Source organism: Escherichia sp. WS1118, assembly GCF_046487695.1.
Lineage (GTDB): Bacteria > Pseudomonadota > Gammaproteobacteria > Enterobacterales > Enterobacteriaceae > Escherichia > Escherichia coli.
Window position 1 is genome coordinate 571,746 of the sequence record NZ_JBJQIZ010000001.1, and the last position, 19,764, is coordinate 591,509.

Below are 19,764 nucleotides of genomic sequence, written 5' to 3' on the forward strand. Positions count from 1 at the left end.
TTATACCTTTGCTTATTTCTGCAATTCCATACGTTTAATGTCGCCAACTACGAAGAGGTAGCAGACCATCGCCATCAGCGCTGAACATCCCACGAAAACCAGTGCTGCATTGAAGGAGTGCAGTTCACTTACCAGGTAGCCAATCACCAGTGGAGTGACAATGGAGGCAACATTGCCAAAGACGTTAAAGACGCCGCCGCAGAGGCCAACAATCTCTTTCGGCGCGGTGTCAGAAATTACCGGCCAGCCTAGCGCACCAAATCCTTTGCCAAAGAAAGCCAGCGCCATCAGCATGACCACCAGCGTGGTGTTGTTGGTGTAGTTACATAAGATGATGGTGGAAGCCAGCAACATTCCCAGCACAATCGGTAGCTTACGTGCCAGGGTCAGGGATAAACCGCGTTTGATCAGATAATCCGAGAAGACACCTCCCAGCACGCCGCCCGCAAAACCACACAGTGCCGGAATCGAGGCGACCAGACCCACTTTCAGAATCGACATGCCTTTTTCCTGCACCAGATAAATTGGGAACCAGGTGAGGAAGAACCAGGTAATGGTGTTGATAAAATATTGTCCGAAAAATACGCCCAGCATCATGCGGTTAGAGAGCAATTGCTTGATGTAATGCAGTTTGGGTCCGCTTGCTGCCGCACTGCCCGGCTTTTTGTGGTCCATATCGACCACCGCGCCATTTTCCGAGATAAACTTCAGCTCTTCCGCAGACATACGTGGGTGATCTGTCGGGTTATGAATCAACTTGATCCACAGCGCCGTCAGCACAAAACCCATCCCCCCCATAACGGTAAAGACGTGCTCCCAGCCCCAGGCGAAAGTCAGCCAGCCAAGCAGCGGCGAAAAGAGCGCCAACGAGAAATATTGCGCCGAGTTAAAGATGGCGGAGGCAGTACCACGTTCTTTCGTCGGGAACCAGGCGGCGACAATACGGGCGTTCGCCGGGAATGATGGCGCTTCCGAGAACCCCAGCATAAATCGCATAAAGAACATGGAGATCCCAGCCCAGGCCAGCGGAAACATATCGACAAAGCCTTGCAGGAAGGTGAACAGCGACCAGAAAAAGAGGCTGTAAGTGTAAACTTTCTTCGAGCCAAACTTATCAAGCAGCCAGCCGCCGGGAATTTGCATCAGCAAGTAGGCCCAGCCAAAAGCAGAGAAGATGTAACCCATCGAAACCGCACTTAACTGCAACTCTTTTGCCACTTCGGTACCAGCAATAGACAGCGTTGCACGATCGGCGTAGTTAACGGCGGTAACAATAAAAATAATCAGTAATATTAAATAGCGGGTATGCACGCCTTTCTTTTTTTCGTCAACGGTGTCCAGCATCATTTTATTTACCTCGGGTACTTATGCTGATTTTTATTATTATGGGGAAGGTGTTATTTATGAGTTTCATTTATGCCGTTACGACAATGAACTCGGGAATTAGTATAAGCAGCGCGAGAATAATAATCATTGTGCAAATGCTAATTTAATTAGTATTATTTAAATATTATTTTGAGCATATGCACATAAGGTTGCGCGCTAAAGCACAGATTTGCGCTTTACCTTGCCGGGAGGTACTGCAATCCCTGAAATGATTGACATTGATCACATTTCTGCATTTAAACTCCTGACATTCTTATTTCACCCAATGAAGTTATTTATTTTTAAATGAGACCAGGTCCTCATTTTAATAGTCCCTGGCTGGAGAATATTGCACAATGGCCAACATCGAAATCAGACAAGAAACGCCAACTGCGTTTTATATAAAAGTTCACGACACAGATAATGTGGCAATTATTGTTAATGATAATGGCCTGAAAGCAGGAACGCGTTTTCCGGATGGGCTGGAATTAATTGAACATATTCCCCAGGGGCATAAAGTCGCATTGCTGGACATTCCGGCTAATGGTGAAATTATTCGTTATGGCGAGGTGATTGGTTACGCCGTGCGCGCAATCCCACGCGGAAGCTGGATCGACGAATCAATGGTTGTACTACCGGAAGCGCCGCCGTTACATACGCTGCCACTGGCAACCAAAGTCCCGGAACCCTTACCGCCGCTGGAAGGATACACCTTTGAGGGCTATCGCAATGCCGATGGCAGCGTGGGCACCAAAAACCTGCTCGGCATCACCACCAGCGTCCACTGTGTGGCAGGCGTGGTGGACTACGTAGTAAAAATCATTGAACGCGATCTGCTACCGAAATACCCGAACGTCGATGGCGTGGTGGGGCTGAATCATTTGTACGGTTGTGGCGTGGCGATTAACGCACCCGCGGCAGTTGTACCTATTCGTACCATTCACAATATTTCGCTGAACCCTAACTTTGGCGGCGAAGTAATGGTGATTGGTCTGGGTTGTGAAAAGTTGCAGCCTGAACGCCTACTGACTGGAACGGATGATGTGCAAGCTATTCCAGTAGAAAGCGCCAGCATTGTCAGTTTGCAGGATGAAAAGCATGTCGGTTTTCAGTCCATGGTCGAGGATATTTTGCAGGTCGCCGAACGCCATCTACAAAAACTGAATCAACGTCAGCGAGAAACCTGTCCGGCTTCAGAACTGGTTGTCGGCATGCAGTGCGGTGGCAGCGATGCGTTTTCTGGCGTAACGGCAAACCCGGCGGTTGGGTATGCGTCTGATCTATTGGTGCGCTGCGGCGCAACGGTGATGTTTTCAGAAGTCACAGAAGTGCGTGACGCGATCCATCTGCTGACACCACGCGCAGTGAACGAAGAGGTCGGCAAACGGCTGCTGGAGGAGATGGAGTGGTACGATAACTATCTCAATATGGGAAAAACCGACCGCAGCGCCAACCCTTCGCCGGGCAACAAGAAAGGCGGTCTGGCAAACGTGGTAGAGAAGGCACTCGGCTCCATTGCTAAATCGGGTAAAAGTGCAATTGTTGAAGTGCTGTCGCCCGGCCAACGCCCGACTAAACGCGGATTAATTTACGCCGCGACGCCAGCCAGCGATTTTGTCTGTGGCACGCAACAGGTGGCTTCGGGTATCACCGTGCAAGTGTTTACGACCGGTCGTGGTACGCCGTACGGCCTTATGGCGGTACCCGTCATTAAAATGGCGACCCGCACCGAGCTGGCGAACCGCTGGTTTGATTTAATGGATATTAACGCGGGCACTATCGCTACCGGCGAAGAAACCATTGAAGAAGTGGGCTGGAAGTTGTTCCACTTTATTCTCGACGTCGCCAGCGGGAAGAAGAAAACTTTCTCGGATCAATGGGGACTGCATAACCAGCTGGCGGTGTTTAACCCGGCACCGGTGACCTGATTTCTTTTGGAACGTCCCTCGCAAAACATGGCCTTAGTGCCATGTTTTTATTGTTTAAAGTCCACACATCCATTAATAATGCATTTGCATTACCTTAGTTCAAGCTTATAATTTGAGCAGAAAACAGGCTGTAAAAGGACAGTAAATAATGCCCGCTAATGCTCGCTCTAACGCTGTACTGACCACTGAATCAAAGGTCACTATACGCGGACAAACAACTATCCCCGCGCCAGTGCGTGAGGCCTTAAAACTGAAGCCAGGCCTGGACAGCATTCATTACGAAATTCTGCCTGGTGGGCAAGTATTTATGTGCCGACTGGGAGATGAACAGGAGGATCATACTATGAATGCATTTTTGCGTTTTCTGGATGCAGATATCCAGAACAACCCGCAAAAAACTCGTCCATTCGACATTCAACAAGGAAAGAAACTTGTCGCTGGCATGGACGTCAACATTGACGATGAGATTGGCGACGACGAATAATGGATTTTCCACAAAGGGTTAATGGTTGGGCGCTATATGCTCATCCCTGTTTTCAGGAAACCTACGATGCTTTAGTTGCCGAAGTCGAGGCATTAAAGGGAAAAGATCCTGAAAATTATCAGAGAAAAGCTGCCACAAAGTTATTGGCGGTGGTCCATAAAGTGATTGAGGAGCATATCACGGTCAATCCATCATCACCGGCATTCCGTCATGGCAAGTCGTTAGGCTCTGGGAAAAATAAAGACTGGTCACGGGTAAAATTTGGTGCTGGTCGCTATCGTCTCTTCTTTCGTTACAGTGAAAAAGAGAAAGTCATCATTCTGGGATGGATGAACGATGAAAACACGCTGCGCACCTACGGTAAAAAAACAGATGCCTATACCGTATTCAGTAAAATGTTAAAAAGAGGACATCCTCCTGCCGACTGGGAAAGCCTCACCCAAGAGACAGAAGAAAGCCATTGATGGTGTTCACAATGCCCGCCGAACGCATTGGTGTTGACCAGCGGGCATCCTTTCTCATTCCCCGACCAGAATCACTTCAACCCCAGCCTTTCTCAGTCCTTCCAGACTATCCGCAGGAATGCCTTCATCAACAATGATCATGTCGATACGTTGAGTATCAATGATCTTATGTAAACTAGAACGATTGAACTTACTGGAATCGGTGACCACGATGATCCGTTCCGCAACTTCGCACATCCGACGGTTTAAACGGGCTTCATCTTCATTATGCGTGCTGACGCCGCGCTCCAGATCGATCGCATCTACACCAAGAAACAGCATATCGAAGTGGTAATTTTGCAGCGATTGCTCAGCCTGATCACCGTAAAAAGATTGCGACTGACGGCGCAAATGCCCCCCGGTCATCAGCAGCTCAACGCCTTCCGCTTCCAGCAACGCATTAGCCACGTTCATACCGTTGGTCATCGCAATTACGTCGGTGTGCTTGCGCATCAGACGAGCAATCTCAAAAGTGGTGGTCCCGGAGTCGAGGATCACCCGATGACCAGGCTGAATCAACTCAACGGCAGCTTTCGCAACGCTGCGTTTCATCGCGGTGTTCAGCGCGCTTTTATCTTCCACTGATGGCTCGACTGACGGCGTTGTGCTATCGCAGATCAACGCGCCACCATAGGCACGCACAGCGATCCCCTGCTTTTCCAGAAACGCCAGATCGTTGCGGATCGTCACAGTAGATACACCATACAACGCCGATAGATCATTAACTTGCACACTTCCTTGCTGGCGCAGGCGTTGAATGATCTGTTCTCGTCGCTCGCTGGTGCCTGTCACTCGCTTCTCACCTGAAGCGTCGGTATTACTCATAGTAAGTCCTTTCGTAAAACTTTCGTTTCATTTCGTTTTGCCTATTAACGCCTTTCTATTAAGCAAATGCAAGCCCACCTTACCCATTGGCGCAAGCTACTCTCGTTTCAGTGGCTTTCATTATGTTTCTTTTGTGAATCAGATCAGAAAACTATTATCTTTCGTTTTATTTTTATCTCACCATGACGCAGTATCAACTGAAACAAAACGAAAGATTAATGTCGCAGTAATCTGAACTGGAGAGGAAAGTGAAACATCTGACAGAAATGGTGAGACAGCACAAAGCGGGCAAAACAAATGGGATTTATGCCGTTTGTTCCGCACATCCGCTGGTGCTGGAAGCTGCAATCCGCTACGCCAGTGCAAACCAAACGCCGTTACTGATTGAAGCAACCTCCAATCAGGTGGACCAGTTCGGCGGTTATACCGGAATGACGCCCGCCGATTTTCGCGGCTTTGTTTGTCAGCTCGCCGACTCGTTGAATTTCCCGCAGGATGCGCTGATTCTGGGTGGCGACCATCTGGGGCCAAACCGCTGGCAAAACCTGCCTGCCGCTCAGGCAATGGCCAATGCCGATGATTTGATTAAAAGCTACGTGGCGGCAGGATTCAAAAAAATTCACCTTGATTGCAGCATGTCCTGTCAGGACGATCCGATTCCCTTAACTGATGACATCGTGGCTGAACGCGCCGCCCGTCTGGCGAAAGTGGCGGAAGAAACCTGTCTTGAACACTTTGGCGAAGCCGATCTGGAGTATGTCATTGGTACCGAAGTCCCGGTGCCTGGCGGCGCGCATGAAACCTTAAGCGAGCTGGCGGTCACCACGCCGGATGCCGCCCGCGCCACGCTGGAAGCCCATCGTCACGCTTTTGAAAAGCAGGGTCTGAATGCCATCTGGCCACGCATCATTGCCCTGGTGGTTCAACCCGGCGTCGAATTCGATCACACCAACGTTATTGATTATCAGCCCGCCAAAGCGACCGCCTTAAGCCAGATGGTCGAAAACTACGAAACGCTGATTTTCGAAGCGCACTCTACCGATTATCAAACACCGCAATCGCTGCGCCAGCTGGTGATTGACCACTTTGCCATTCTGAAAGTTGGCCCGGCGCTGACCTTTGCTCTGCGTGAAGCTCTGTTCTCTCTGGCGGCGATTGAAGAAGAACTGGTGCCAGCAAAAGCCTGTTCTGGTCTGCGTCAGGTGCTGGAAAACGTGATGCTCGACCGCCCGGAATACTGGCAAAGCCACTACCACGGTGACGGCAACGCGCGTCGTCTGGCGCGTGGTTATAGCTACTCGGATCGCGTGCGCTATTACTGGCCGGACAGCCAGATTGATGACGCTTTCGCTCATCTGGTTCGTAATCTGACGGATTCACCAATTCCGCTGCCGCTGATCAGTCAGTATCTGCCGCTGCAGTACGTGAAAGTTCGCTCCGGCGAGCTGCAGCCAACGCCACGGGAACTCATTATCAACCATATTCAGGACATCCTGGCGCAGTACCACACAGCCTGTGAAGGCCAATAAGCAAAACAAAGAGGAACACGCTATGCCAAATATTGTTTTAAGTCGGATTGATGAACGCTTGATTCACGGTCAGGTCGGCGTTCAGTGGGTCGGATTTGCGGGGGCAAATCTGGTGCTGGTAGCCAACGATGAGGTTGCCGAAGATCTGGTACAACAAAACCTGATGGAAATGGTACTGGCAGAAGGGATCGCCGTACGTTTCTGGACGCTGCAAAAAGTCATCGACAACATTCATCGCGCCGCCGATCGACAGAAAATCCTGCTGGTTTGTAAAACACCGGCCGATTTCCTGACGCTGGTGAAAGGTGGCGTTCCGGTGAATCGCATTAACGTTGGCAATATGCACTACGCCAATGGCAAGCAACAAATCGCCAAAACGGTTTCTGTGGATGCGGGTGATATCGCAGCATTTAACGACCTGAAAGCCGCTGGGGTGGAATGCTTCGTTCAGGGCGTCCCAACAGAGCCTGCTGTGGACCTCTTTAAATTACTTTGAGGGATTCATCATGGAAATCAGTCTGTTGCAGGCATTTGCGTTGGGCATTATCGCCTTTATCGCTGGCCTGGATATGTTTAACGGCTTAACCCATATGCACCGCCCGGTGGTTCTCGGCCCGTTGGTCGGGCTGGTACTTGGCGATCTGCATACCGGTATTTTAACCGGCGGTACGCTGGAACTGGTGTGGATGGGGCTGGCCCCTCTGGCGGGCGCACAGCCGCCTAACGTGATTATCGGTACTATCGTCGGCACGGCGTTTGCCATTACTACTGGCGTGAAACCCGATGTCGCGGTCGGTGTCGCCGTACCTTTCGCTGTCGCAGTACAGATGGGGATTACCTTCCTGTTCTCGGTGATGTCCGGCGTGATGTCCCGATGCGACCGGATGGCGGAGAACGCCGATACACGCGGCATTGAACGCGTGAACTATCTGGCACTGCTGGCACTCGGCACTTTCTATTTTCTCTGCGCTTTCCTGCCTATCTACTTCGGCGCGGAACATGCAAAAACCATCATTGATGTCCTGCCGCAACGATTAATTGATGGCCTCGGCGTCGCAGGCGGCATCATGCCAGCAATCGGTTTTGCCGTGCTGCTGAAAATCATGATGAAAAACGTCTACATCCCCTACTTCATCCTGGGCTTCGTTGCCGCAGCCTGGCTCAAGTTACCGGTGCTGGCTATTGCTGCCGCTGCGCTGGCGATGGCGCTGATCGACCTGCTGCGTAAATCTCCTGAACCGACTCAACCTGCGGCACAGAAAGAGGAATTTGAAGATGGCATCTAATCAAACCACCCTGCCGAACGTCAGCGAAAATGAAGAAACACTGCTGACTGGCGTCAATGAAAACGTGTATGAAGATCAGAGCATTGGCGCGGAGCTGACGAAAAAAGATATCAACCGCGTCGCCTGGCGTTCCATGCTGTTACAGGCTTCTTTCAACTACGAACGTATGCAGGCTTCCGGTTGGCTGTACGGCCTGCTGCCAGCACTGAAAAAGATCCACACTAATAAACGCGACCTGGCGCGCGCCATGAAGGGGCATATGGGTTTCTTCAATACCCATCCGTTTCTGGTGACGTTTGTTATCGGCATTATCCTTGCGATGGAGCGTTCTAAGCAGGACGTTAACAGTATTCAGAGCACCAAAATTGCCGTCGGTGCGCCGCTCGGCGGGATTGGCGATGCGATGTTCTGGCTAACGCTACTGCCGATTTGTGGCGGGATAGGTGCAAGCCTCGCGCTACAAGGCTCTATTCTTGGCGCTGTCGTCTTTATTGTGCTGTTCAACGTGGTACACCTGGGGCTGCGTTTTGGTCTGGCGCATTATGCTTACCGCATGGGCGTGGCGGCTATTCCACTCATTAAAGCAAATACCAAAAAAGTCGGCCATGCGGCATCTATCGTTGGGATGACGGTAATCGGCGCGCTGGTGGCAACTTATGTTCGTTTAAGCACCACGCTGGAAATCACCGCGGGCGACGCAGTGGTTAAGTTACAGGCTGATGTTATCGACAAACTGATGCCAGCCTTCTTACCGCTGGTCTACACCCTGACCATGTTCTGGCTGGTACGCCGCGGCTGGAGTCCGCTGCGCCTGATTGCAGTGACAGTGGTTCTCGGCATCGTCGGTAAATTCTGCCATTTCCTTTAAATACAATGAGGTATTAGATGTTAAGTATTATTTTGACAGGGCATGGCGGGTTTGCCAGCGGTATGGAAAAAGCAATGAAGCAAATTCTCGGTGAGCAATCGCAGTTTATCGCCATCGATTTTCCGGAAACCTCAAGCACCGCGCAGCTTACATCGCAGCTTGAAGAGGCCATCGCCCAACTGGATTGTGAAGACGGCATTGTTTTTCTGACGGATTTGCTGGGCGGCACGCCGTTTCGCGTAGCTTCAACGCTGGCGATGCAAAAACCGGGCTGTGAAGTGATCACCGGCACAAATTTGCAACTATTACTGGAAATGGTGCTGGAACGCGAAGGGTTAAGCGGTGAAGAGTTCCGTGTGCAGGCGCTGGAGTGTGGACACCGTGGGCTAACCAGTCTGGTGGACGAACTTGGTCGCTGCCATGAGGAATGTCCGGTCGAGGAAGGAATATGACACACGTTCTGCGCGCCAGAAGGCTGCTGACTGAAGAGGGATGGCTCGATGACCATCAGTTGCGTATTGCTGACGGTGTAATCGCAGCAATCGAACCGATTCCAGTGGGCGTGACTGAACGCGATGTGGAACTGCTCTGCCCCGCTTACATCGACACCCATGTACACGGTGGTGCGGGCGTTGATGTAATGGATGACGCGCCGGATGCGCTCGACAAGCTGGCAATGCACAAGGCACGCGAAGGTGTCGGCAGCTGGTTACCGACCACCGTAACCGCGCCGCTTAATACCATTCATGCGGCGCTGAAACGTATTGCTCTACGCTGCCAGCGTGGCGGACCTGGTGCGCAAGTGCTGGGGAGTTATCTCGAAGGACCGTACTTCACGCCGCAGAATAAAGGCGCGCATCCACCGGAGCTGTTTCGCGAGCTTGAAATTGCCGAGCTGGATCAATTGATTGCCGTTTCTCAGCATACCTTGCGCGTGGTAGCGCTGGCACCAGAAAAAGAAGGGGCATTGCAGGCCATCCGCCATCTTAAACAGCAAAACGTACGGGTGATGCTGGGGCATAGCGCGGCGACCTGGCAACAAACCCGTGCCGCGTTTGATGCTGGTGCCGACGGCCTGGTGCATTGCTATAACGGGATGACAGGTTTACATCACCGCGAACCGGGAATGGCTGGCGCGGGATTAACGGACAAGCGCGCCTGGCTGGAACTGATAGCCGATGGTCATCATGTACATCCGGCGGCAATGTCGCTCTGTTGTTGCTGTGCGAAAGAGAGGATCGTACTGATCACCGACGCGATGCAGGCAGCCGGGATGCCGGATGGTCACTATACGTTATGTGGTGAAGAAGTGCAGATGCGCGGTGGCGTTGTCCGTACCGCGTCCGGTGGGCTGGCGGGCAGTACGCTGTCTGTCGATGCGGCAGTGCGCAACATGGTCGAGTTGACGGGCGTAACGCCTGCGGAAGCCATCCATATGGCGTCGCTGCATCCGGCGCGAATGCTGGGTGTTGATGGTGTTCTGGGATCGCTTAAACCGGGCAAACGCGCCAGCGTCGTTGCGCTGGATAGCGGGCTGCATGTGCAACAAATCTGGATTCAGGGTCAATTAGCTTCGTTTTGATGGTTTGCTCCTTTATTAGGCCTTCACTTCCCCCGTAAGGCCTTTCTTTTTCTTTCGTTTTGATCTGTGCAGCGGTGTCGGATGCGACGCTAATGCGTCTTATCCGACCTACGGTTGGTGACCGTAAGGCCGGATAAAGTATTTACGCCGCATCCAGCAATCCCTTTTACTTCCCTTGCCTTTTCTTTCAACGATCACAGATTTCGTTTTATTTCCTTTTTCTCCATTGAACTTTCAGTTTCTTTTCTATAGATTTTAACCAACGAAAGAAATCACCAAGTGAAATGAAACGAAAGGCAAGCGAAAGCGACAACGCCGACGTCAAGTTCATCAGACTAAGGATTGAGTTATGCCAGAAAATTACACCCCTGCTGCTGCCGCAACCGGTACATGGACTGAAGAAGAGATCCGCCATCAGCCTCGCGCATGGATCCGTTCACTCACCAACATTGACGCGCTACGTTCCGCGCTCAATAACTTCCTTGAACCGTTACTGCGCAAAGAGAATCTGCAAATCATCCTGACCGGAGCCGGAACATCGGCATTTATCGGTGACATCATCGCGCCGTGGCTCGCCAGCCATACCGGTAAAAACTTCAGCGCCGTACCGACCACCGATCTGGTCACCAATCCAATGGACTACCTGAACCCAGCTCATCCGCTACTATTGATCTCCTTCGGTCGATCCGGCAACAGCCCGGAAAGCGTCGCCGCCGTGAAACTGGCAAATCAATTTGTACCAGAATGCTATCACCTGCCGATCACCTGCAACGAAGCGGGCGCTCTTTACCAAAACGCGATCAACAGCGACAACGCGTTTGCCCTGCTGATGCCCGCAGAAACGCACGATCGCGGCTTCGCGATGACCAGCAGCATTACCACCATGATGGCCAGCTGCCTCGCGGTTTTCGCACCTGAGATGATCAACAGCCAAACCTTCCGCGACGTGGCGGATCGTTGCCAGGCGATCCTGACCTCACTGGGCGATTTCAGCGAAGGTGTGTTTGGTTACGCACCGTGGAAACGGATCGTTTATCTCGGCAGCGGTGGCTTACAGGGCGCAGCACGCGAGTCGGCGCTGAAAGTGCTGGAACTGACAGCGGGTAAACTGGCGGCCTTCTATGATTCCCCGACCGGATTCCGTCATGGCCCGAAATCGCTGGTCGATAACGAAACGCTGGTGGTGGTGTTTGTCTCCAGCCACCCTTACACCCGTCAGTATGATCTTGATCTGCTGGCAGAACTCCGCCGCGATAACCAGGCAATGCGCGTAATCGCCATCGCCGCGGAAAGCAACGACGTTATTGCCGCCGGTCCACATATCATCCTGCCGCCGTCCCGTCACTTTATCGACGTTGAGCAGGCATTTTGCTTCCTGATGTACGCCCAGACATTTGCACTGATGCAGTCGCTGCACATGGGTAATACGCCGGATACCCCATCAGCCAGTGGCACCGTTAACCGCGTGGTGCAAGGCGTAATCATTCATCCGTGGCAGGCATAAGAGGATCGCATTATGAGCATTATCTCCACCAAATATCTGTTACAGGACGCCCAGGCCAATGGCTACGCGGTGCCTGCCTTTAACATTCATAACGCCGAGACGATCCAGGCGATCCTCGAAGTGTGCAGTGAAATGCGATCGCCGGTGATCCTCGCCGGAACGCCGGGGACCTTTAAACATATCGCGCTGGAAGAGATCTACGCCCTGTGTAGTGCCTATTCCACAACCTACAACATGCCACTGGCGCTGCATCTCGACCACCACGAATCGCTGGATGATATTCGCCGTAAAGTCCACGCAGGCGTGCGCAGCGCGATGATCGACGGCAGTCATTTCCCGTTTGCCGAGAACGTGGAGCTGGTGAAATCGGTTGTCGACTTCTGCCACTCCCAGGATTGCAGCGTGGAAGCAGAACTGGGCCGCCTCGGCGGTGTTGAAGATGACATGAGCGTTGACGCCGAAAGTGCATTCCTGACTGATCCACAAGAAGCTAAACGCTTTGTCGAACTGACTGGCGTCGACAGCCTGGCGGTAGCGATTGGTACGGCGCACGGCTTATACAGCAAAACGCCGAAGATTGATTTCCAGCGGCTGGCGGAAATTCGTGAAGTGGTGGATGTTCCTCTGGTGCTGCATGGTGCCAGCGATGTCCCGGATGAATTTGTCCGTCGCACTATTGAACTTGGCGTAACAAAAGTGAACGTTGCCACAGAATTAAAAATAGCCTTCGCTGGCGCGGTTAAAGCCTGGTTTGCGGAAAATCCGCAGGGTAATGATCCTCGTTATTATATGCGCGTCGGAATGGATGCGATGAAAGAAGTTGTCAGAAATAAAATTAATGTCTGTGGTTCAGCGAATCGAATTTCAGCATAATCATTAGTTTTTTATGATTTATCCCAATGTACTTCCCGATTAATATCGGGGAGTGCCTTAATGGTAAAGGAGATAACTAAACCTTAATAAATACATCAGTACAATATCGCAACAATAATATATTTAAAAGGATTATATTATTCAACTTTATGGTGAGGATTACACAATGAGCAGTCCAAATATTCTCTTAACCCGTATTGATAACCGTCTGGTTCACGGTCAGGTTGGCGTGACCTGGACATCCACCATCGGTGCGAATCTGTTAGTAGTCGTGGATGATGTTGTCGCTAACGATGATATTCAACAGAAATTAATGGGTATTACCGCAGAAACCTACGGCTTTGGCATTCGTTTCTTTACTATCGAAAAAACCATTAACGTCATCGGCAAAGCTGCACCACATCAGAAGATCTTCCTGATTTGCCGTACGCCACAAACGGTACGTAAATTGGTAGAAGGTGGTATTGACCTGAAAGATGTCAACATCGGCAATATGCATTTCTCGGAAGGGAAAAAGCAAATCAGCAGTAAAGTTTATGTCGATGACCAGGATCTCACGGATTTACGTTTTATTAAACAACGTGGCGTAAATGTTTTCATTCAGGACGTCCCTGGCGATCAAAAAGAACAAATCCCTGACTAAATCTAAAATAGCCTTAATATTGGTTTGAGGTAATAAAAATGCATGAAATAACCCTACTCCAGGGATTATCCCTGGCGGCGTTAGTTTTCTTTCTGGGGATTGATTTTTGGCTGGAAGCCTTATTTTTATTCCGCCCGATAATCGTTTGTACCCTTACAGGTGCTATTCTCGGTGATATGCAGACTGGCTTAATTACCGGTGGCCTGACAGAGTTGGCTTTCGCCGGATTAACCCCTGCAGGTGGTGTTCAGCCGCCCAACCCGATTATGGCGGGTCTGATGACCACTGTCATTGCATGGTCTACGGGCGTTGATGCCAAAACGGCAATTGGTCTTGGCCTGCCGTTTAGTTTGTTAATGCAGTACGTCATTCTGTTCTTCTATTCCGCTTTCTCATTATTTATGACCAAAGCCGATAAATGCGCAAAAGAGGCGGATACGGCAGCGTTTTCCCGACTTAACTGGACAACGATGCTCATCGTCGCTTCAGCGTATGCGGTGATTGCTTTCCTCTGTACTTACCTGGCACAAGGGGCGATGCAGGCGCTGGTGAAAGCGATGCCCGCCTGGCTGACCCACGGCTTTGAAGTGGCTGGCGGTATTCTGCCTGCTGTTGGTTTTGGCTTGCTGCTGCGCGTGATGTTCAAAGCACAATATATCCCTTACCTGATCGCCGGTTTCCTGTTTGTTTGCTACATCCAGGTCAGCAACCTGTTGCCGGTTGCCGTACTGGGCGCAGGCTTTGCGGTGTATGAGTTTTTCAATGCGAAATCCCGGCAGCAAGCGCAACCGCAGCCCGTTGCCAGTAAAAATGAAGAAGAGGACTACAGCAATGGGATCTGAAATCAGTAAAAAAGATATCACCCGTCTGGGCTTTCGTTCGTCACTGCTACAAGCAAGCTTTAACTACGAAAGGATGCAGGCGGGCGGTTTTACCTGGGCGATGTTGCCGATCCTGAAAAAGATTTATAAGGACGACAAACCGGGCCTAAGCGCGGCGATGAAAGATAACCTCGAATTTATTAATACCCACCCTAATCTGGTCGGATTCCTGATGGGGTTATTAATTTCGATGGAAGAAAAAGGAGAAAACCGCGACACCATTAAAGGCCTCAAAGTGGCGCTGTTTGGCCCAATCGCCGGGATTGGCGATGCGATTTTCTGGTTTACCTTGTTGCCAATTATGGCGGGGATTTGCTCATCGTTTGCCAGTCAGGGGAACCTGTTGGGACCGATTTTGTTTTTCGCCGTTTACCTGCTTATCTTTTTCCTGCGCGTCGGCTGGACCCACGTCGGTTATTCAGTCGGCGTGAAGGCTATTGATAAAGTGCGAGAGAACTCGCAGATGATTGCTCGTTCGGCAACCATCCTCGGGATCACAGTAATCGGCGGGCTGATCGCTTCGTATGTGCATATTAACGTGGTGACGTCGTTTGCCATCGACAGTACCCACAGCGTCGCACTGCAGCAGGATTTCTTCGATAAAGTCTTCCCGAACATTTTACCGATGGCCTACACCCTGTTGATGTATTACTTCCTGCGGGTGAAAAAAGCGCATCCGGTGCTGTTAATCGGCGTGACTTTTGTGCTCTCTATTGTTTGTTCTGCATTCGGCATTTTGTAAATGGAACGAGGCACTGCGTCTGGTGGTGCCTCTTTACTAAAGGAATTTCATCCTGTGCAAACCCTTCAACAAGTTGAAAACTATACGGCGTTAAGTGAACGTGCCAGCGAATATTTATTGGCCGTGATCCGTAGCAAACCGGATGCCGTGATTTGCCTGGCGACCGGAGCCACGCCATTACTGACGTATCATTATCTGGTAGAAAAAATCCACCAGCAGCAGGTTGATGTCAGCCATCTCACCTTCGTGAAGCTCGACGAATGGGTGGATCTGCCATTAACGATGCCTGGCACCTGCGAAACTTTCCTACAACAGCATATCGTGCAGCCGCTGGGGCTGCGTGAAGACCAACTCATCAGCTTTCGCTCCGAAGAGATAAATGAGACAGAGTGCGAACGGGTAACGAACCTGATTGCGCGCAAAGGCGGTCTGGATTTATGCGTTCTCGGATTGGGGAAAAACGGTCATCTTGGGCTGAACGAACCGGGAGAAAACCTGCAACCGGCCTGCCATATCAGTCAACTTGATGCCAGAACACAGCAACATGAGATGTTAAAAACCGCGGGCCGTCCTGTGACTCGTGGGATCACCTTAGGCCTGAAGGATATTCTCAATGCTCGCGAAGTTTTGTTACTGGTGACTGGCGAAGGAAAACAGGATGCGACAGAACGTTTTCTCACGGCTAAAGTCTCTACCGCTATCCCGGCTTCATTTTTATGGCTGCATAACCATTTCACATGCGTGATTGATGAAATGTGTCGTCGTTAACTCGCCAGGTAAAGGCGTTGTAGCGCTATTCCTGCTGCAACGCCTGTAATCACTCTCCCTGCTGCTCCAGCGCATACTTATACAGCGCATTTTTCTTCACGCCGTGAATTTCTGCGGCCAGCGCCGCCGCTTTTTTCAGCGGCAGTTCTGCCTGTAGCAGCGCCAGCGTGCGCAGGGCATCAGCAGGCAGGTCATCTTCCTGCGCTTTATGGCCTTCGACAATCAGCACCATTTCGCCTTTGCGACGGTTTTCATCTTCTTTTACCCACGCCAGCAGCTCGCCAACGGGCGCGCCGTGAATGGTTTCCCAGGTTTTGGTTAGCTCACGCGCCAGAACCACGTAACGGGATTCGCCTAATACCGCAACGATATCTTCCAGGCTATCTAACAGACGGTGGGTAGATTCATAAAAAATCAGCGTGCGCGGCTCCGCTTCAATAGCTTTTAGCGCATCACGGCGGCCTTTTGATTTGGCAGGTAAAAAGCCTTCATAACAAAAACGATCGGATGGTAAACCCGCGGCGCTTAACGCAGTGATAGCAGCACACGGCCCTGGTAGCGGCACCACGCGAATCCCCGCTTCACGACAGGTACGCACCAGATGGTAGCCAGGATCGTTAATTAGCGGCGTTCCGGCATCGGAAACCAGCGCAATGTTTTGCCCCTCTTGCAGCTTCGCCAGCAGCGTTTCGGCTTTTTGTTGTTCGTTATGGTCGTGCAGCGCAAACAACCGAGCATTAATCCCAAAATGTTGCAGCAATAAACCGGTGTGACGCGTATCCTCGGCGGCAATCAGATCAACGGCCTGTAATACCTCTAATGCACGCTGGGTGATATCAGCCAGATTGCCGATTGGCGTCGGTACAATGTAAAGCTGGCCCTGAGAATTATCCGCCGATTGGTGTTGTTTCATTGTGTCGTCCGTATTGCCGATTTAATATTGAGCATTGCGTAAAAAAAATATCACTGGATACATTATGGTACCCTCAACATTTTCTCGTTTGAAAGCCGCGCGTTGTCTGCCTGTTGTTCTGGCAGCCCTGATTTTCGCCGGTTGTGGCACCCATACTCCCGATCAGTCCACTGCTTATATGCAGGGCACGGCGCAGGCTGATTCTGCCTTTTACCTGCAACAGATGCAGCAAAGTTCTGATGATACCAGGAACAACTGGCAATTACTCGCCATTCGTGCACTGGTGAAAGAAGGTAAAACCGGACAGGCGGTGGAGTTGTTTAACCAACTACCGCAAGAACTGAACGATTCTCAGCGTCGCGAGAAAACACTGCTGGCGGCAGAGATTAAACTGGCGCAGAAAGATTTTGCTGGCGCGCAAAACTTGCTGGCGAAAATCACACCTGCCGATTTAGAACAAAACCAGCAAGCCCGTTACTGGCAGGCAAAAATCGATGCCAGCCAGGGGCGTCCTTCCATTGATTTACTGCGCGCGTTAATTGCTCAGGAACCGCTGCTCGGTGCGAAAGAAAAGCAGCAGAATATTGACGCCACATGGCAGGCGCTCTCCTCCATGACTCAGGAGCAGGCGAATACGCTGGTGATCAACGCCGACGAAAATATTCTGCAAGGCTGGCTGGATTTGCAGCGCGTCTGGTTTGATAACCGTAACGATCCTGACATGATGAAAGCTGGGATCGCCGACTGGCAGAAACGTTATCCGAACAACCCGGGCGCGAAAATGCTGCCAACGCAGTTGGTTAACGTAAAAGCGTTTAAACCAGCATCGACCAACAAAATCGCCCTGCTGTTGCCGCTGAATGGCCAGGCAGCGGTATTTGGTCGCACTATTCAGCAAGGCTTTGAAGCGGCGAAAAATATCGGCACTCAGCCAGTGGCGGCCCAGGTAGCTGCCGCACCTGCCGCAGACGTAGCAGAACAATCTCAGCCGCAAACCGTGGATGACGTTGCCAGCCCGGCACAAGCCTCGGTTAGCGATCTGACCGGTGAACAGCCTGCGGCCCAGCCGGTGCCTGTAAGCGCCCCGGCGACAAGCACCGCAGCGGTAAGCGCACCCGCAAATCCATCCGCAGAGCTGAAAATCTACGATACCTCATCACAACCACTTAGCCAGATCTTAAGCCAGGTTCAGCAGGATGGCGCGAGTATTGTGGTCGGTCCGTTGCTGAAAAATAACGTTGAAGAGTTGCTGAAGAGCAACACCCCGCTGAACGTGCTGGCACTGAACCAGCCGGAGAACATCGAAAACCGCGTCAATATTTGTTACTTCGCGCTTTCACCGGAAGACGAAGCGCGCGATGCAGCGCGTCATATTCGTGACCAGGGTAAACAAGCGCCGCTGGTGCTGATCCCACGCAGTTCATTGGGCGATCGCGTAGCCAATGCGTTTGCGCAAGAGTGGCAGAAACTGGGCGGCGGCACCGTTCTGCAACAAAAATTTGGTTCCACCAGCGAATTACGCGCGGGTGTTAACGGCGGTTCGGGTATCGCTTTAACGGGTAGCCCGATTACTCCCAGAGAAACAACCGACTCCGGCATGACGACCAACAATCCAACGCTGCAAACCACGCCAACCGACACTCAATTCACTAACAATGGCGGTCGTGTCGATGCGGTGTACATTGTGGCAACGCCGGGTGAAATCGCTTTTATCAAACCAATGATCGCCATGCGTAACGGTAGCCAGAGCGGTGCAACGCTGTACGCCAGCTCCCGCAGTGCGCAAGGGACCGCTGGCCCGGATTTCCGCCTGGAGATGGAAGGCTTGCAGTACAGCGAAATCCCGATGCTGGCAGGCGGTAATCTGCCGTTAATGCAGCAGGCGCTCAGCGCGGTGAACAACGATTATTCGCTGGCTCGCATGTATGCGATGGGCGTCGATGCCTGGTCGTTGGCAAATCATTTCTCACAAATGCGCCAGGTTCAGGGTTTTGAAATCAACGGTAATACCGGAAGCCTGACGGCAAACCCGGATTGCGTGATTAACAGGAAGTTATCATGGCTACAGTACCAACAAGGTCAGGTAGTCCCCGCCAGTTAACCACCAAACAGACCGGCGATGCGTGGGAAGCACAAGCGCGTCGCTGGCTGGAAGGCAAAGGACTACGGTTTATCGCCGCTAACGTGAACGAGCGTGGCGGCGAGATCGATCTGATAATGCGTGAAGGCCGGACCACCGTTTTTATCGAGGTGCGTTACCGCCGCTCTGCGCTTTATGGCGGCGCGGCAGCCAGTGTGACCCGCAGCAAACAACACAAATTATTACAGACTGCCCGCTTGTGGCTCGCGCGTCATAATGGGAGTTTTGATACTGTGGATTGCCGGTTCGATGTGGTAGCCTTCACCGGGAATGAGGTTGAGTGGATTAAGGATGCCTTTAATGACCACTCATAATTAAGGTTTAAGGATTAGCGTGCAAGAAAGAATTAAAGCTTGCTTCACTGAAAGCATTCAAACTCAAATTGCGGCGGCAGAGGCGCTTCCGGATGCCATCTCCCGTGCAGCCATGACGCTGGTTCAGTCTCTGCTCAATGGCAACAAAATCCTCTGTTGTGGTAATGGAACTTCCGCTGCCAATGCACAGCATTTTGCTGCCAGCATGATCAACCGTTTCGAAACGGAGCGGCCCAGCTTACCTGCCATTGCACTAAATACTGATAATGTTGTCTTAACGGCAATTGCCAACGATCGCTTACATGATGAAGTGTATGCAAAACAGGTGCGGGCGCTGGGTCATGCGGGAGATGTATTGTTAGCCATTTCCACCCGTGGCAACAGCCGCGATATTGTAAAAGCGGTAGAAGCTGCCGTTACGCGTGATATGACCATTGTGGCATTAACCGGCTATGACGGCGGTGAACTTGCAGGTTTGTTAGGGCCACAGGATGTGGAGATCCGCATTCCTTCGCATCGTAGTGCTCGCATTCAGGAAATGCATATGCTGACGGTAAATTGCCTGTGCGATCTGATCGATAACACGCTTTTCCCTCACCAGGATGTTTAAGGAGAA

21 protein-coding genes are annotated in these 19,764 nt (G+C 51.5%); 18 read left to right on the top strand and 3 right to left on the bottom strand.

Features of this window, described 5'->3' with window-relative positions:
* Positions 1-12 precede the first annotated feature (12 nt).
* Positions 13-1,347 carry a galactarate/glucarate/glycerate transporter GarP gene (gene garP / locus ACJHYO_RS02745; RefSeq protein WP_001357710.1) on the bottom strand — a complete coding sequence of 445 codons (1,335 nt, stop codon included), beginning with the start codon at positions 1,345-1,347 and terminating at the stop codon, positions 13-15.
* Between the two features lie 374 nt (positions 1,348-1,721).
* On the opposite strand from garP, the gene garD reads away from it, so the two are divergent.
* The 3 genes from garD (at position 1,722) to yhaV (ending at position 4,241) form a co-directional block, all read left to right on the top strand.
* Positions 1,722-3,293: a galactarate dehydratase gene (gene garD / locus ACJHYO_RS02750; RefSeq protein ID WP_001273763.1), complete on the top strand. Its 1,572-nt coding sequence runs from the start codon at positions 1,722-1,724 to the stop codon at positions 3,291-3,293.
* 148 nt (positions 3,294-3,441) lie between these two features.
* Positions 3,442-3,777, top strand: a complete 336-nt coding sequence (prlF, locus tag ACJHYO_RS02755; protein WP_001296435.1) for a type II toxin-antitoxin system antitoxin PrlF — start codon at positions 3,442-3,444, stop codon at positions 3,775-3,777.
* On the top strand, positions 3,777-4,241 hold the full coding sequence (gene yhaV, locus ACJHYO_RS02760) for a type II toxin-antitoxin system ribonuclease toxin YhaV (protein ID WP_000347252.1): 465 nt from the start codon (positions 3,777-3,779) through the stop codon (positions 4,239-4,241). Before prlF ends, yhaV begins: the two co-directional genes overlap by 1 nt.
* Positions 4,242-4,295: 54 nt before the next feature.
* Here the strand turns inward: yhaV and agaR are convergent, their stop codons facing one another.
* Entirely contained in the window at positions 4,296-5,105 is an 810-nt protein-coding gene (gene agaR / locus ACJHYO_RS02765; protein ID WP_000072187.1) for an aga operon transcriptional regulator AgaR, read from the bottom strand.
* Positions 5,106-5,353: 248 nt separating this feature from the next.
* Here agaR and kbaZ point away from each other — a divergent pair, with 248 nt between their 5' ends.
* From kbaZ to ACJHYO_RS02825, 12 genes are all read left to right on the top strand, one after another.
* Complete coding sequence (gene kbaZ / locus ACJHYO_RS02770; RefSeq protein WP_085455547.1) at positions 5,354-6,634, top strand: tagatose-bisphosphate aldolase subunit KbaZ; 1,281 nt, start codon at positions 5,354-5,356, stop codon at positions 6,632-6,634.
* Between the two features lie 22 nt (positions 6,635-6,656).
* A complete protein-coding gene (gene agaV / locus ACJHYO_RS02775) occupies positions 6,657-7,130 on the top strand; it encodes a PTS N-acetylgalactosamine transporter subunit IIB (RefSeq protein WP_001298322.1) in 474 nt (157 codons plus the stop codon).
* Between the two features lie 10 nt (positions 7,131-7,140).
* Entirely contained in the window at positions 7,141-7,920 is a 780-nt protein-coding gene (gene agaW / locus ACJHYO_RS02780) for a PTS N-acetylgalactosamine transporter subunit IIC (protein WP_000406214.1), read from the top strand.
* A complete protein-coding gene (agaE, locus tag ACJHYO_RS02785) occupies positions 7,910-8,788 on the top strand; it encodes a PTS N-acetylgalactosamine transporter subunit IID (protein WP_001295548.1) in 879 nt (292 codons plus the stop codon). The genes agaW and agaE overlap by 11 nt, the downstream gene beginning before the upstream one ends.
* A 17-nt stretch (positions 8,789-8,805) precedes the next feature.
* Entirely contained in the window at positions 8,806-9,240 is a 435-nt protein-coding gene (gene agaF / locus ACJHYO_RS02790) for a PTS galactosamine/N-acetylgalactosamine transporter subunit IIA (RefSeq protein WP_000948837.1), read from the top strand.
* Positions 9,237-10,370, top strand: coding sequence for an N-acetylglucosamine-6-phosphate deacetylase (nagA, locus tag ACJHYO_RS02795; RefSeq protein WP_001337620.1), 1,134 nt, complete (start codon positions 9,237-9,239; stop codon positions 10,368-10,370). The genes agaF and nagA overlap by 4 nt, the downstream gene beginning before the upstream one ends.
* 349 nt (positions 10,371-10,719) lie before the next feature.
* Positions 10,720-11,874 carry an AgaS family sugar isomerase gene (locus ACJHYO_RS02800; protein WP_001114867.1) on the top strand — a complete coding sequence of 385 codons (1,155 nt, stop codon included), beginning with the start codon at positions 10,720-10,722 and terminating at the stop codon, positions 11,872-11,874.
* Positions 11,875-11,886: 12 nt separating this feature from the next.
* Entirely contained in the window at positions 11,887-12,747 is an 861-nt protein-coding gene (kbaY, locus tag ACJHYO_RS02805) for a tagatose-bisphosphate aldolase subunit KbaY (RefSeq protein WP_042021115.1), read from the top strand.
* 166 nt (positions 12,748-12,913) lie between these two features.
* On the top strand, positions 12,914-13,390 hold the full coding sequence (agaB, locus tag ACJHYO_RS02810; protein ID WP_000098020.1) for a PTS galactosamine transporter subunit IIB: 477 nt from the start codon (positions 12,914-12,916) through the stop codon (positions 13,388-13,390).
* Between the two features lie 38 nt (positions 13,391-13,428).
* Positions 13,429-14,232: a PTS galactosamine transporter subunit IIC gene (gene agaC, locus ACJHYO_RS02815; RefSeq protein ID WP_085455549.1), complete on the top strand. Its 804-nt coding sequence runs from the start codon at positions 13,429-13,431 to the stop codon at positions 14,230-14,232.
* On the top strand, positions 14,222-15,013 hold the full coding sequence (gene agaD, locus ACJHYO_RS02820) for a PTS galactosamine transporter subunit IID (RefSeq protein WP_000534351.1): 792 nt from the start codon (positions 14,222-14,224) through the stop codon (positions 15,011-15,013). The genes agaC and agaD overlap by 11 nt, the downstream gene beginning before the upstream one ends.
* Positions 15,014-15,781: a galactosamine-6-phosphate isomerase gene (locus ACJHYO_RS02825; RefSeq protein WP_072172205.1), complete on the top strand. Its 768-nt coding sequence runs from the start codon at positions 15,014-15,016 to the stop codon at positions 15,779-15,781. It abuts the gene before it with no gap.
* 49 nt (positions 15,782-15,830) lie between these two features.
* Here ACJHYO_RS02825 and rsmI read toward each other — a convergent pair whose 3' ends face one another.
* On the bottom strand, positions 15,831-16,694 hold the full coding sequence (gene rsmI / locus ACJHYO_RS02830; RefSeq protein WP_000809258.1) for a 16S rRNA (cytidine(1402)-2'-O)-methyltransferase: 864 nt from the start codon (positions 16,692-16,694) through the stop codon (positions 15,831-15,833).
* Positions 16,695-16,758: 64 nt separating this feature from the next.
* Between rsmI and lpoA the strand changes: the two genes are divergently transcribed.
* From lpoA to diaA, 3 genes are read left to right on the top strand one after another with little or no spacing between them, the layout of a single operon-like run.
* Positions 16,759-18,795: a penicillin-binding protein activator LpoA gene (lpoA, locus tag ACJHYO_RS02835; protein ID WP_085455550.1), complete on the top strand. Its 2,037-nt coding sequence runs from the start codon at positions 16,759-16,761 to the stop codon at positions 18,793-18,795.
* Positions 18,753-19,148, top strand: coding sequence for a YraN family protein (locus ACJHYO_RS02840; protein WP_000246833.1), 396 nt, complete (start codon positions 18,753-18,755; stop codon positions 19,146-19,148). Before lpoA ends, ACJHYO_RS02840 begins: the two co-directional genes overlap by 43 nt.
* Before the next feature lie 19 nt (positions 19,149-19,167).
* A complete protein-coding gene (gene diaA, locus ACJHYO_RS02845; RefSeq protein ID WP_001158035.1) occupies positions 19,168-19,758 on the top strand; it encodes a DnaA initiator-associating protein DiaA in 591 nt (196 codons plus the stop codon).
* The last annotated feature ends 6 nt before the right edge of the window (positions 19,759-19,764 follow it).

Bases quoted from the DNA above. Each gene is read 5' to 3' on its own strand.
- garP (WP_001357710.1), bottom strand. From the start codon at position 1,347: ATGATGCTGGACACCGTTGACGAAAAAAAGAAAGGCGTGCATACCCGC.
- garD (WP_001273763.1), top strand. From the start codon at position 1,722: ATGGCCAACATCGAAATCAGACAAGAAACGCCAACTGCGTTTTATATA.
- prlF (WP_001296435.1), top strand. From the start codon at position 3,442: ATGCCCGCTAATGCTCGCTCTAACGCTGTACTGACCACTGAATCAAAG.
- yhaV (WP_000347252.1), top strand. From the start codon at position 3,777: ATGGATTTTCCACAAAGGGTTAATGGTTGGGCGCTATATGCTCATCCC.
- agaR (WP_000072187.1), bottom strand. From the start codon at position 5,105: ATGAGTAATACCGACGCTTCAGGTGAGAAGCGAGTGACAGGCACCAGC.
- agaV (WP_001298322.1), top strand. From the start codon at position 6,657: ATGCCAAATATTGTTTTAAGTCGGATTGATGAACGCTTGATTCACGGT.
- agaW (WP_000406214.1), top strand. From the start codon at position 7,141: ATGGAAATCAGTCTGTTGCAGGCATTTGCGTTGGGCATTATCGCCTTT.
- agaE (WP_001295548.1), top strand. From the start codon at position 7,910: ATGGCATCTAATCAAACCACCCTGCCGAACGTCAGCGAAAATGAAGAA.
- agaF (WP_000948837.1), top strand. From the start codon at position 8,806: ATGTTAAGTATTATTTTGACAGGGCATGGCGGGTTTGCCAGCGGTATG.
- nagA (WP_001337620.1), top strand. From the start codon at position 9,237: ATGACACACGTTCTGCGCGCCAGAAGGCTGCTGACTGAAGAGGGATGG.
- ACJHYO_RS02800 (WP_001114867.1), top strand. From the start codon at position 10,720: ATGCCAGAAAATTACACCCCTGCTGCTGCCGCAACCGGTACATGGACT.
- kbaY (WP_042021115.1), top strand. From the start codon at position 11,887: ATGAGCATTATCTCCACCAAATATCTGTTACAGGACGCCCAGGCCAAT.
- agaB (WP_000098020.1), top strand. From the start codon at position 12,914: ATGAGCAGTCCAAATATTCTCTTAACCCGTATTGATAACCGTCTGGTT.
- agaC (WP_085455549.1), top strand. From the start codon at position 13,429: ATGCATGAAATAACCCTACTCCAGGGATTATCCCTGGCGGCGTTAGTT.
- agaD (WP_000534351.1), top strand. From the start codon at position 14,222: ATGGGATCTGAAATCAGTAAAAAAGATATCACCCGTCTGGGCTTTCGT.
- ACJHYO_RS02825 (WP_072172205.1), top strand. From the start codon at position 15,014: ATGGAACGAGGCACTGCGTCTGGTGGTGCCTCTTTACTAAAGGAATTT.
- rsmI (WP_000809258.1), bottom strand. From the start codon at position 16,694: ATGAAACAACACCAATCGGCGGATAATTCTCAGGGCCAGCTTTACATT.
- lpoA (WP_085455550.1), top strand. From the start codon at position 16,759: ATGGTACCCTCAACATTTTCTCGTTTGAAAGCCGCGCGTTGTCTGCCT.
- ACJHYO_RS02840 (WP_000246833.1), top strand. From the start codon at position 18,753: ATGGCTACAGTACCAACAAGGTCAGGTAGTCCCCGCCAGTTAACCACC.